Annotated in this window: 11 protein-coding genes and 2 pseudogenes; 4 read left to right on the top strand and 9 right to left on the bottom strand. The window is 31.5% G+C overall.

Annotated elements, in window-relative coordinates:
• Positions 1–58: 58 nt before the first annotated feature.
• The 7 genes and pseudogenes from MHH42_RS30450 to MHH42_RS30420 all read right to left on the bottom strand — a co-directional run bounded on the left by MHH42_RS30450 (position 59) and on the right by MHH42_RS30420 (position 4,193).
• On the bottom strand, positions 59–1,177 hold the full coding sequence (locus MHH42_RS30450; protein WP_097854444.1) for an RNA-guided endonuclease InsQ/TnpB family protein: 1,119 nt from the start codon (positions 1,175–1,177) through the stop codon (positions 59–61).
• Positions 1,140–1,412, bottom strand: a pseudogene (locus tag MHH42_RS30445) (IS607 family transposase); the annotation flags it as partial. The gene MHH42_RS30450 and the pseudogene MHH42_RS30445, both read right to left, overlap by 38 nt.
• A 553-nt stretch (positions 1,413–1,965) precedes the next feature.
• Positions 1,966–2,214, bottom strand: coding sequence for a hypothetical protein (locus MHH42_RS30440; protein ID WP_097854443.1), 249 nt, complete (start codon positions 2,212–2,214; stop codon positions 1,966–1,968).
• Positions 2,215–2,317: 103 nt separating this feature from the next.
• Complete coding sequence (locus MHH42_RS30435) at positions 2,318–2,893, bottom strand: hypothetical protein (RefSeq protein WP_000901822.1); 576 nt, start codon at positions 2,891–2,893, stop codon at positions 2,318–2,320.
• Positions 2,894–2,930: 37 nt separating this feature from the next.
• Positions 2,931–3,398 (bottom strand): hypothetical protein, encoded by a 468-nt coding sequence (locus tag MHH42_RS30430; protein WP_001290356.1) that lies wholly within the window; start codon positions 3,396–3,398, stop codon positions 2,931–2,933.
• A gap of 158 nt (positions 3,399–3,556) precedes the next feature.
• A pseudogene (locus MHH42_RS30425) lies at positions 3,557–3,778 on the bottom strand (SpaA isopeptide-forming pilin-related protein); the annotation flags it as partial.
• 205 nt (positions 3,779–3,983) lie between these two features.
• Positions 3,984–4,193, bottom strand: a complete 210-nt coding sequence (locus tag MHH42_RS30420; protein WP_000217389.1) for a helix-turn-helix domain-containing protein — start codon at positions 4,191–4,193, stop codon at positions 3,984–3,986.
• Positions 4,194–4,304: 111 nt separating this feature from the next.
• Between MHH42_RS30420 and MHH42_RS30415 the strand changes: the two genes are divergently transcribed.
• A complete protein-coding gene (locus MHH42_RS30415) occupies positions 4,305–4,649 on the top strand; it encodes a helix-turn-helix domain-containing protein (protein ID WP_000467906.1) in 345 nt (114 codons plus the stop codon).
• 325 nt (positions 4,650–4,974) lie between these two features.
• Here MHH42_RS30415 and MHH42_RS30410 read toward each other — a convergent pair whose 3' ends face one another.
• Both MHH42_RS30410 and MHH42_RS30405 read right to left on the bottom strand, forming a co-directional pair.
• On the bottom strand, positions 4,975–5,103 hold the full coding sequence (locus MHH42_RS30410) for a hypothetical protein (protein ID WP_255258300.1): 129 nt from the start codon (positions 5,101–5,103) through the stop codon (positions 4,975–4,977).
• Between the two features lie 11 nt (positions 5,104–5,114).
• Positions 5,115–6,245, bottom strand: coding sequence for an AimR family lysis-lysogeny pheromone receptor (locus tag MHH42_RS30405; RefSeq protein ID WP_098056157.1), 1,131 nt, complete (start codon positions 6,243–6,245; stop codon positions 5,115–5,117).
• Between the two features lie 488 nt (positions 6,246–6,733).
• Here MHH42_RS30405 and MHH42_RS30400 point away from each other — a divergent pair, with 488 nt between their 5' ends.
• From MHH42_RS30400 to MHH42_RS30390, 3 genes are all read left to right on the top strand, one after another.
• Positions 6,734–7,699 carry a Replicase RepFR55 gene (locus MHH42_RS30400; protein ID WP_340895333.1) on the top strand — a complete coding sequence of 322 codons (966 nt, stop codon included), beginning with the start codon at positions 6,734–6,736 and terminating at the stop codon, positions 7,697–7,699.
• A gap of 1,166 nt (positions 7,700–8,865) precedes the next feature.
• Complete coding sequence (locus MHH42_RS30395) at positions 8,866–9,420, top strand: MerR family transcriptional regulator (RefSeq protein WP_000455700.1); 555 nt, start codon at positions 8,866–8,868, stop codon at positions 9,418–9,420.
• A 1,638-nt stretch (positions 9,421–11,058) separates the two neighbouring features.
• The gene (locus MHH42_RS30390) at positions 11,059–11,430 is read left to right on the top strand and encodes an ASCH domain-containing protein (protein ID WP_097838235.1); all 372 of its coding nucleotides are present in this window, start codon (positions 11,059–11,061) and stop codon (positions 11,428–11,430) included.
• Positions 11,431–12,469 lie beyond the last annotated feature (1,039 nt).

Raw genomic sequence — 12,469 nt, 5'->3', positions numbered from 1 at the left:
TCCGAGGGCGTAAATTCGGATACAACGCATCCTACATATTAGCCATAACGTTTAGGTGTTAATTGACTAATTCATAACGTGACAAGTTGATGGCTGCATTCAAATCCCGATCTATGACATGACTACAAGTACATTTGTATATGCGATCAGATAGCTTTAGATCTTTCTTGATGCTTCCACAACTTGAACACATCTTAGAAGATGGATACCATTTATCAGCTTCAATAAATTCAATACCGTATTTTTCGCTTTTATATCGAATTTGTCGCTTAAGCTCATATAAGCATTGTTTTGCAATAGCTTTAGACAAGTGCTTATTCTTCATCATTCCTTTGATGTTCAAGGTTTCCATCACGATTCGATATGGCTTGGTTTTCACGATATCTTTCGTGACTTGATGAAGATAATTTGTTCTGATATTGGTCAACCTTCTATGCAAGTGTTGTATTTTCTTTTCGACTTTTATAATGTTGCCGGTTTTGATGAAACGGTTTCCCTCCTTATTCATTTCATATTTGCGAGAAACTTGACGTTGCAACCTACGAAGGCGTTTCTCTACCTTTTTTACTGTTTGTGTTTTGTTGATATTTTTCTTTTTCTCTCCATCCGAGCTAACAGCCAGTTCCTTCACACCAACATCAATACCTAGTGAGACATCTGTTAATTCTATTTTGGGACACTCGTTTTCTACGCCAACGGACAAATACCAATACTTCCCATCGAAATGAATACGTGGATTCGTATACTTTACATCGACTGGTAATGATTCTGAAGTTTTCATCCATCCAACTTTTTCAATCAACACTTCGTTATTTCGAACTTTCAATTTCACATTATCATTGTAAAAAGATGGCTTGGATTTCCTTCTGCTTTTGAAACGTGGTTTATCAGCCAGTCCCTTGAAGAATCGCTTATATGCTTCACAAGCATCTTTGATCGCTTGCTTTGTAATGTTATTGGATACTTCGTATAGCCATACATATTCTTCTGTTTGTTTCAGAACTGTTAATTCTTTACGAAGGATGCCATCAGATAGAAATTTACCACCGTGCTTGTGATTTTCTTCTTGTTTACCTAATGTCCAGTTATAAGCCCATCGGGCTGTTCCAACGGATTTCCAAAGTTGATGTTCTTGTTCTTTATTTGGTCTTATTCTTACTTTCCTCGCAAGTATCATTTTCCATCAACTCCTTAATCATCCTCTTGGCTTTATTGGCTCTTTTACCTTGCAATCTACAACTGAAAACAGTGACAATCTGAATTAAATCTTCTACTAATTCTTGTTCCTCGGTCTTTTCAGTATGGTCAATGACCTCAATAGTCGTTCCATATTTATCACATAAGTTTTCGATTAATTCATACCCGAATCGAATTAACCGATCTTTATACAGAATAACAATCTTTTCTACTTCCTCCCTATGTCATATTTTTATAAGCGATTTTGAAGTGTGATGAGACACATTTTAGCTTCAACATCTGTCTTTATTTTATAACATTTAAAGGAAAGTGGGATAGAAAATGGAAATATCATTTATGGCTGGAATGACGAACCCTGTATTGGCATGCGTATAGAAACTAACCCCGACCTAGCTTCTATATGCCCAATACCGCACTACGTATTTTGGCATGAACGTAGAACCCTATGTATCTACTGTTTGTATGGTTCCTCGCTTCTTCAGAATGTCAAAATGGGATATTCCTCATGAGTACTGACACAAACAGGTCTTTGATACAATGCATTTCCCAGTGGTCACAGATGAGTTTTACGATCTTACTCACCCAACGATAATCGTATACCTATCCCCTCTAGTGACCTTTCGAAGGGAGGCACGCATATATATTGAAAGCCGTATATCATCCTTCTACATCATTACAGAAAGAAAAAGATACGCAATATATATATTCAAATTGTCAAAGAGCAACTTGTTTTGCGCTATGTTCTCAGCACACTTCAAAATCGCTTTTTTATTTACACTTTTGTTTTACAGCTACTAATTCCGATTGTTTATGTTTCCGTTTTGCGATCAAATTTTGATGTTCGTCTCTGACGGATCGCACTTGATAATAAATTTGAGCTACCTTTTCGATGCTTCCTGTAGTACTTTCAATTGCGATAGTTCCTTTCAGTTCGTATGTTTTTCCATCAAAAGTTTTAACACTATGAGCTTGTGATGCGGCAATATCATAGAATGTGAGCCTTTGTTCTTTTCCCATATGAACGCCTCCTATTTTGGATAAAGAAGGGAGAAAAATGCTTCTTCCTTGTATAGTTTTCTAGCCATCTAGATAGGATGAAATAGTGAACGAGTGCTTGATATCATGCTAGGATTGTTGTGTTATACGAGGTTATGATGCGTTGCGCTGCTTCTTTTCCGTATATGTGCTGTAATGCGGATTGAGATTCAACTACGATTGAATGCTGAATGTGGTATGTTGCGCTTTCTTTTAAAAACTGCTCCATATGAGGGATCGGGTACAAATCATATTGATGAAATACCAGGTGAATCGGTCTTATATTCTTGCATTCTGTTAGATATTGAAGAAAATTTGATAATGCTTCTCCTCTCTCTTGATACGTACTTGTTTCCGTTTCGATACTGATATACACAACCGATTTTTGCTTTACATCCATTTCAAGCGTTTCATAACCAGCTAGTAAATCATGTTTGATGGTGTGATACCCTTGTTTTCGTTTTTTATGATGAGTATCTTCATAAAAGTTGCCTTTCGGATCAAAAATGAAAATAAAATCATCTGTTGTTTCTTTCACACCTTCTATGACTGATTTATACGCCCCAAAACGAGCTTTTATCACGCCTGCGACCTTTTCCCTTTCATTCAGCTCTTTCAACACTCTAATCAACTTTGTATACTTCTTAGCTACACCTAACATACGTTGCACTCCTTCCTATTTCATTTTCCACTAATAACTAGTACTGAAACCCAAGATACTCTCTCTGTTTCTCTAATTTTTCATATTGTTCTTGCTGCTCATCTAAAATTCGTAAAATTGTACTGATTGTGCCTTGCCTTGTTTCTTTTGCTGATAAGGCTAATACGCTAAACATTTGATAGGCCGGATGATCTTTCTTCAATAACTCACTTAACTCCAAAAGATAGGGATCTTTTTCTTTTGCTTGTTGTACAAATTCCCTAACCTTTTCTAAATCTAAATAATAGAAATCTCCATGTCGTTGATTTAAGTACAAAATAATTCCTGCTAGTAAGTTCGTAGCGGATTCTATCCAGAAATCATACCGTTCTTTCAGCTTGATTACAGTTTGAGCGATTGAAATACCTTGTATAAGTTCTTTAGAAAGCCAAGCATTCTTGCACCGCATCACGGCTTCCCCAAGTTTCCCTAAATTTTTTATTTTACCGACGTAGATTTCTGACATCTCATATCATCTCCCTCTCGGTTTCTTATATCTTGCTCTCTATCCAAAAAATAACTGTCCAAATGGGAATGACGAGTAAACATGCATTCCGACATCCAATAACGAGGCCTAACGGATTTTCAGCTACATCACTAAAATGAGGTTCATATTCTTTTATATCACGATTGAGCTTTCGTACAGATTCTAACTGCAAATACGGCTCCAATTAAGCCAAGTACAACACATGCAAGACTGATCCATCTTATGTAAGGATTTTCGGCTTTTCCGCCTGTTGTTGGAAGATAAATTTCAATTTTCTTTGGTGTTTGTTGTGGTTGCTTCATGTGTGGAGTAAAGAGTTGTTCGGTTACTTTTGGTTGTGGTATTCCTAGTTTTTGTGGTTAAAATTTGACCAGCTTCTTTAATTTCACAAGAATGGGTTTCTGCTAAATTAATATTCATTTAATACGATTTTTTACATGTACGTTGAAATACTATAAATCAGAAATTTCAGATTTAAAAACTTAAAAAATAACAATAAAATTGTACCTTTTCTACAAGGTTCATTTACAATATAACTGTATAAGTATTTTTGGGGAAAATAGTTTATTTCAACTTTGCCCGAAAGTAAGTTGCAAAAAAAAGTTTCTCAATTGGTTCTTCAAAAAAATCCGCAATACTTTTTGCTCTGCTAAAAATCAAACCTTTTCTGCCTGATTCTACATCGTATAAAGTGCTTGCAGGAATTTTTGAACCTTTTGAAACTTCTATAATTGTATAACCCTTTGACTCACGAATTTCTCTTAGAACTGTCAAATATCTCACCACCTTATTTATAGTTTATTCGTCTTTAAGCCTAAAGTCAACACTATTCAAGTTAGATTTTATAAAAAATAACACATAAAATGTTAGAAGGAGCTGAAAATCATGTTTGGACAAAGATTAAGAGAATTAAGAAATAAAAAAAACATAAGCGCTACTGCTCTTGGAAAAGCATTAGGGATTGCACAAACAACAATTTCCAATTGGGAAAATTCAGGGGCAGAGCCAAATTATGAAATGCTAGTAAAAATCTCACGCTTTTTTGGTGTTTCAGTTGACTATTTAGTTGGAAATGACAATGATTCTAATAAAAATGAAATAAGTAGATTGGCAAAAGAATTATATGAAGACCTTAATTCAATCTCCCAAGATGAACGTCTAGAGATAGAAAAAGGATTATTAGAATACATAGAATTCCTTGGGTACAAAGTTAAAAAAAATAAAAAATAAATTCCCTCTTTTTTTAATTTGCTCTCTTTCTTAGGATAGGCTTTGAACTTTTATTTTTTTGTATATACGTTTTTAATTTACTATGTAGTCCAACATAATCACTTGTTTGTGACAACACTGATACCAAGAAATTATAATCAACTTGTTTACATATATTTTTCTTTTTCATTAAATTGGCACTCTCCTATAAGATAGATTTTATTTTATAAATTCCTATTTTTTTGCATTAGTGGAACGAAACATTACAAATTATTAAAAAATGTTCCACTCCTTAAATAACAAATGACACTACAATGTTTTGTAGTGTCATCTTTTAACAAGCCTATCACCCAGCGCCGCCACCAGGATCTACCATCATATATTGAATAACTTTAGCAATACTCCCTTGCATTGGGAGCACTGTTAATGCTGTTATTGTAATTAGCAAATAAGTTTTCTTTGTCCAATTTTTCACTTGTACCACCCCTACTTCAATTTTAGTACATTTTTAGGAAGTTCTGCATAGAACAAGTCGTTATTTCTCTCAAATGCTAATAATGCATCCCTCATTAAAATCATATCTTCTCTTGCAAGAGCCTGAATGAATACTTGTAACGGTGTCACGAAACCATTTTCCCTTTTGATTTCTTCAATAAGATTATCTGCTTGTTGATTCATCCCTTTTTTGACATACAAATATGCAAGTTCTGCCGGATTTTTTGGTTTCATATCATCTAGATCCTTTTCAAAATGTATGTTAAGAAAATCTAGAGTAGTTTGTATCATTTGTTTTTTCTTGAACATCTTTTTGTTATTTGGGGCTACCATAAGTTGCAATCCTTTATCCAAGTAGTACTTGGATAATTCATAATCGCTTAATATATATGTCTCACCCATGATACAATATGCTGTTGCTTTGGGTATTAAGGCGACTCTACCTTGTCTAGCTATCATTTTATTACATAATTCCCTTGCCTTTTCTAGCTCGTTATTCCTATGAAAACTTGTCGCAAGCAATTCCATGGTACGTAATTCATAAGAAGAACGTAAAAATGGATTTTTCATTTTTTTAATTTGTGATAATAAATCATTTGTATATTCACTTACTAAATTATAATTTCGATGATCAAAAAAAGCGTAAATTAGTGAAAAATCCATTGGGATTTTGCTAATATCATCTGTACTCTTTCTCTGTTCCATTTTCTTTTTCACTGTTTTTAAAAAAGTTTGTGTATTCATGTTCCCAGCATTTCGTAAATGAAGTAATTCATAAGCATTTGCAAATTTACGATTCAGTTTATTGTTAGATTCTTTTTCCTTATCAATTAAATATTGTAATAAATCTAGTTCTCCACACATGTCCAAATATTCAAAAGCAATTCTTAAATTCACTTTACGTTTTGCTTCTTCACAATATTTCAGTACTTCCGTTTTTCTAAAATTATAATCATGTGGATATAACATATTCAATATTTCAGTAAAAATATAAAAGTCAAACTCTCTTTTCTTAGTAAATGAATCATTTATTTTAGAATGGCTAGTATCAAATATTGCTGCAAGCTGCCTATTGGTAATACCTTTATCATTTAAGTCTTTATGAATTCTATCTAATATCATGGTATACTCTCACATCCCCTTGAAATGCTAATGTATAGGAAGATTTGCACATATAGAATATTCTGTAAATATATCTTAACAGAAATCGGTGAAACTTTCGTTCCATTATAAATTTTTCTATATTTCTATATAATTAACTTAATTTTCAGTTAATTAATCGCACTATTGTTCTAACTTTTAACCTATTCTTAGTTGATATTCCAAAAAAATCTGTGTAAAATAGTTACAAATGCATTACAAACTACTTATATTAAATTTATATAAAAAAATAAAACCCCACCGCATGGTTTTTAATTAGTCTAGGTCGGCAAACTTCGAACTAATTAAAAACTCCTCTGGATAGGGTTTTAGATTCACACTACAAATGTATGTGTTTTTCTTTAGTATCATACTTGATATTAAAATTATACCATAAGGTGCATACATTGTGAATATAAAACCCCTGTTTTCCTATTTATTTGTGGTGGGAAATTTAGGAGGGTTTTTCTGTGTTATTGCACAACTTTTTACTTAGTCGAGCGAAAGCCGAACTAAGTCCTCACATCAGTCACCTATCAAAGAAAACCGGGGCTATTAATCATTCAATAAAAAAAGTTACTACTTACATTGACAATATTGTCCTAGAATATGAGGGTGTTACCACTAAAGATTATCTTACCAAAAGAAAATATGAAGCCTTAGAGAATGTTTTATCTTATTTAGTACAAGAAGGCTATAGTCAAGTTAGGCAAGAACACATCAGCAAAAAATCAGGCATTTCAAAACCAGTCATTAACTACGTGTTAACATGGCTGCAAGATCTGGGCGTATGCCAACAAATTAAAGTGCGTAGACATGGTAAAATCGCCCCTTCAATTTACATATTAACCATACATAACAACTATTTAAAAATCATTGAATATTTTAAGATAAAATGGGCTTTAGCAATTGATGTGTGCTCTACTTTCACTAAATTTCTACGTGAAAAACTCTTTAAGAAAAATTTTGTAGCCAATCCTGAAAATCTAAAGAATGATATACAAGTCTCGTCTAATTCTTTAGATGTTTTCGACATAAATAAACAAGAAAAATCAGATAAGGATTGTGAATTAAAAGAAAAGCATAACAGATTACAAGATTTAGATGACTATCTAAGTGAGGATCAGAGAAAAGCTTATTACTACATTTTAAGCCATGAACTAAATCATCTTAGTGAAAAAGATGCATATACAATTGCTTTAAGGATGCCACATTATATCGACCGCTATGCTAGATGGGATTTTGAAGAATGTGTGCAATGGTTCCAATACAATGAAGCTCAAAATAGCAATCCTGCACATTTTATAAAAATGTTTGGGCAAAAATCTAAACAAAACTGGGAACGAAGAAATCAAAAAGCATTAGAAAAATCACTGCATGGTTTAAATAAAAAAAGAGAATTTGTTTTCTATAATTTTTTAGAAGAAAGTAATTAAATTTAAAAAATCATACTAGTCTGTAGCCTTGCTTAAAAAAATCAACCGTAGCAAGGCTATTTGTCATATCCTCTTATAAACGGTCATAAACTTGCTATTTTTCGACACAAGAAACTTCAAAATACAAATCATCTTATAGGATTTTTTTATAAAGTTCCAGGCAATCTACGTATACAGTTAACCATAATATATTTATAGTTAGCTCTTCTTTAACTATCAAATTAAACTTGAAATTTACTAAGTGAAAAAGCTGAATAGCTTGCTAGAGTAAGTTTAAAAGCATGATTATTTTTTCTAATGTTTTTATTGGTTTTACTTTTTAAAACAAGATTTATTTAATATAGCATTCTGGAATTCTTTCTCTTTTGTCTAATTTTAGGGAATCCGATTCAACTTGCAAAATATATAAATGATTATGTAGATGCCTGTAATCAGCTTCCCTAAAATCTGATAAGAATCTATTCATTTCAAATGGAATCTATATGCCTCCCCTTCCTCCCCCACTTCTAAAGAATTTCACTAGCTATTGAATGTACTTTAAAAAGATCGGCCATACTAAAAAACGTAAACTATTAAATATAACCTTGTAGTATTATTTTTGTTTAAGATTAAATACCTCTAATACTTTGTAGATTATGTAAAAGTTTAAAACACCTTATAAGCCATTTTGAGGAACAAAAATTCCATTAGAAGTATCTCTATTTCACATTGAGTATTATTATTTACTAGTAAAACGCTATTTAAACGCATAGCGTTCAATACACCCCTTCATTAATTTTTGTGTATTTTGAATTAAAAGAATATTAACTGGATACTAATTCTATTAATGAAAACTTTGATTCTTGCACATATATCTAGTAAAATTCTTATATTGGAAACAAACTTTTAATAATAAAATTTTAAGTAATTCTTTAGTTATTCTATTGTCTACTAAATATCTTTTTACTTCCAAAGGTGAACGTTATCAAAACGGATAACCTTTATAATTTAATTAACATTAATACTAGATACATAGACTAATCTAGCACACAAGTAGCTGCACTGAAAACATTTTAAAGGTAGTAAAGCTTCTTACCGAATGGCCCAATAAAGATTTTTATTATTAGAGGAATGATCCTTCTAATAAAGAAAGAATATCTAACACACAAATAATGGAGGTGTGAAGTTTGGAATATGGATATTTTGCACAAGAAGTAGCAAAGCAACTGGATATAAACACCAATACACTTCGTAGATGGTCAATTGAACTAGAAAAAATGGAGTACATATTTGAAAGAAATGAACGTAACCAAAGAATTTATTATGAAAATGATATAGATATTTTAAAACAAATGAAGGAATACCTAAATCAAAACTGGAAATTAGAAGAGGCCGCTACACGAAGCATGGAGACAACCGAAGAAAACGCCCCGAAAACGGATAGTGTTCAGGAAGAAAATGAAACTGAAGTAACACTTCAGAAACGTTCACAAACAGATATTTCAATAATTCAAGATAAGTTTTCCTATATGTTTAACCAGCAAGAAAAAATTGTACAACAAAACCAAGATATTATTAATTTATTATTACAAGAACGCTCAGAAAAGGAAGAAAAAGATTTACAAATCCAGTTACTACAGGAAAAACTGGATAAAGCCATTCAATTGTTAAATGAAGATCGCCAAGAACAACAAGATAACAGTAAACAAACGTTCATTCAACGTTTGTTCAATCGAAAATAATTGGGCGATTTTCTTTTAAACACATTTCCCAAATAAAAAAAGCGGTAATTACCGCTTTTTTTTATTTTTCAAATCACCTTCACAAGGCTAAATATACATCATTAAAAAGAATTCCTCTTATGTCTGTCTTTAATACTTATTTAACTTCAAAAGTAAAACGTATATTTACTAATATACATCTAACTAATACTCATTAAAAGTTCATATACTTTTTTACTAAAGTTCATACATATCGCCTAAGTATAATAAAGAGAAAAACACTTAATTTCAATTATAATATTATTGGTTGAAAAAGCCAAAAAACCCTGTCTTTTTCTCAACCTTTTCTTAATTACTTTTCTTAATTCAAACATATCAAAGTCATCTTAATCCTTTTAATATCAAGGGATTAACGCACCATAAACGCCTAGCGTTCACGACAAATTTTAATTTTTATATACTTTAATTCTATATAGTTATTCCTCAACTCAAATTTAAATTTAATTTTGTATAAAATTTAGAGTGTTACTTTCAATTTTATTGCGTTTAAGGTACTTCCACCATTTCAACAATTAGAAGTATTTATATATTGCTTTGGCCTTACCTATGAATCCCAAAAATAATCGGTATTAATTAATATCAATGTATAGATCGTTATTTTCAAAATCATCAAAATTCCATCAGTTTTTCGGGAATCTTGGTTAGACGCTGTAACGCCCTAACTTCTTAATATTTTCATATCATGGAACTTAAGTAAGAATGCCTTACCCCCATAAAACAATGGGTTTAACGTTCTAATGAACGTGAACGCATAGCGTTCACGTTCATTAGAACGTTAATTTACCACTTCACAAGCGTTCATTCTGTATTCATTTTAATCTTGTTGTAATGAAATTATATATTGAATACTTAAATTACGTTTCTTTATTACAAATATAGAATGCTAGCTTATTTTAAATGAAACTACAAATTTAAAATAACGCGTCCCTAAATTTCACAAACAAAGCTTTTTGATCCTCAACTTTCAGCTTTACCAACAAATCTTTTATCATTATCTCTAAGCAATCTTAGTACAAGTCGCATCCCTCTAAATAGATGAGACCTCATAAACGTTGATATGAAAGGGATAGTCGCTACAAAAACGGATAGCGTTTACGTATTCTTAAACACTAAAATAACACTTTGATAACGTTTACGACTTAGGGGGGGTAGTTACATTCTCTAAAACATCACATCCTCTTGGAAGTATTAAACTTTCAGATCCAACTAAATACTTTATTTACTAAAAAATGAATTCTAACTTAAATAAGTAGGTTGGTTCATATACAAATTACTCGCTCTAATTAATGCTTTCATTATTACTTTTGGACACTATAACTTAAGCTGTCTATCAGTTATTACACTAAATCTAGAGGGTCATGCCGAATGTTATTATGTAAACTGTGAACTCACATTATATACATGGATCAGAGAAAGCAAAACATCCTAAATTAATCTATTTAATGGCTTACATGTTCTTCTAAAATATTGATAGATTATAGGGATGAATGACTAATATCAGTTAATAATATAGAAGAATATTGGCATATGCACGCGAGAGAAAATGAGTTAAACATAAGTGTTCCAGATGCATAGGTGTTTGGAGATGATTCCAAGAAGATGAGAGATGAATTAAGAAGTTTAATTGTTAAAGGAATCAAAACAGGAACATACGCTGCACATTGTGTTTACGGGCTTGAAGGAAAGGAAATTCAAAAGTTTGGTCAGTACGATATTGTATTGGCTGGAGACAATACTCGATTAGCAATTATAAAATATACAGAGATTGATTTTTTAAAAATGAATGAAGTAACAAGTGATCTTTCCAGATCTGAGGGTACAGGTGATTTAAGCTATGATTATTGGTATAGTGAGCGTGTTGAATTTCTCACTTGGGAATTAAGCCCGTATGGACTTACTTTTGCTCCAGACTTATTGCTAATTTCTCAAACGTTTAGGGTAATGGATGTTTTTGAACTACTCACCACTTAACGTCCTAACGGACTGTTTGAAGTGGGAGATTCCTGCGAACACCAATTATCCAACAGTTATCTTAGCAGGCTCTACCCGTAGTCCCTACGGTGAGAACATAAAGTATCTTGTACGTTGATTCACCACACTCCCTACTTTAGCTTGGTTTTCGCAACTTCGGCAAGTGTGGGCGATAGAACGTTAAAGATTTTACGGTTGCAACGTTCTTCTGCAACCAACCTCACATCTTCAGTTTTCAAAGAGCAATCTGTACAAGTAAATGATTGCAAACAGGTTGGCCTATGCCAACCGACATTCATCTCCCACCTAAAATTGGTGTTTCACACCTTCACATTTTTGAGGAAGGAGTCTTCTGTCGGAAAACGATAAAGATAGAGTATAATTTGAAATCCAAACATGCTTTATTCTAGCTATATATATACAAGAAACAGGCTGTAAAAATCCGATTTTACAGCCTGTTTTTAAACAACTATTTTATTTTTAAAACAACTTTATTATTCGTTAACAAAAACCTTACAAACGTTGTTATTAAAGGGATAAACGCCATAATAACGTATAGCGTTTATGTATTATTAAACACCAAATTAACACTTCGATAACGTTTGTCTGTTAGCGGATTTTATACATCCTCGAAAACTTCAAATTCTCTTAAAAAGATTATAATTTAAACTATTAATTCTAACTTTAATTCCTAAGAATATCTTAAAGGAATTCATTCAACTCATATAGAAAACTTCTCCAAGGTTTATATAAATGCCTTACAAAAGATACAATTAACTAAAAAAACAATTAATCTAGCAAACGAATTGAACCTAGTTCTAATAAATATAAAATAAATATCTAATTTATATTTATTTTATATAAAAACCTGATTAATTAACTATTAAATTCAAACAAATTCTATTAAATATTAATTTTATATTTAAATTATATCTAATAGATATTTAATTAAGGTTAATTCCTTTCAAAACCTTGTAATCACTCTAATTTTAAGGTATAATATATTTATTAAATATAAATAAAAAATAAATTTTATAGA

The sequence above is a fragment of the Bacillus sp. FSL L8-0099 genome, from assembly GCF_038006385.1.
In the GTDB taxonomy this organism is placed as follows: domain Bacteria; phylum Bacillota; class Bacilli; order Bacillales; family Bacillaceae_G; genus Bacillus_A; species Bacillus_A toyonensis.
The sequence above is the reverse complement of the archived record's forward strand: the minus strand, read 5'-3'. Positions and strand labels throughout refer to the sequence as shown.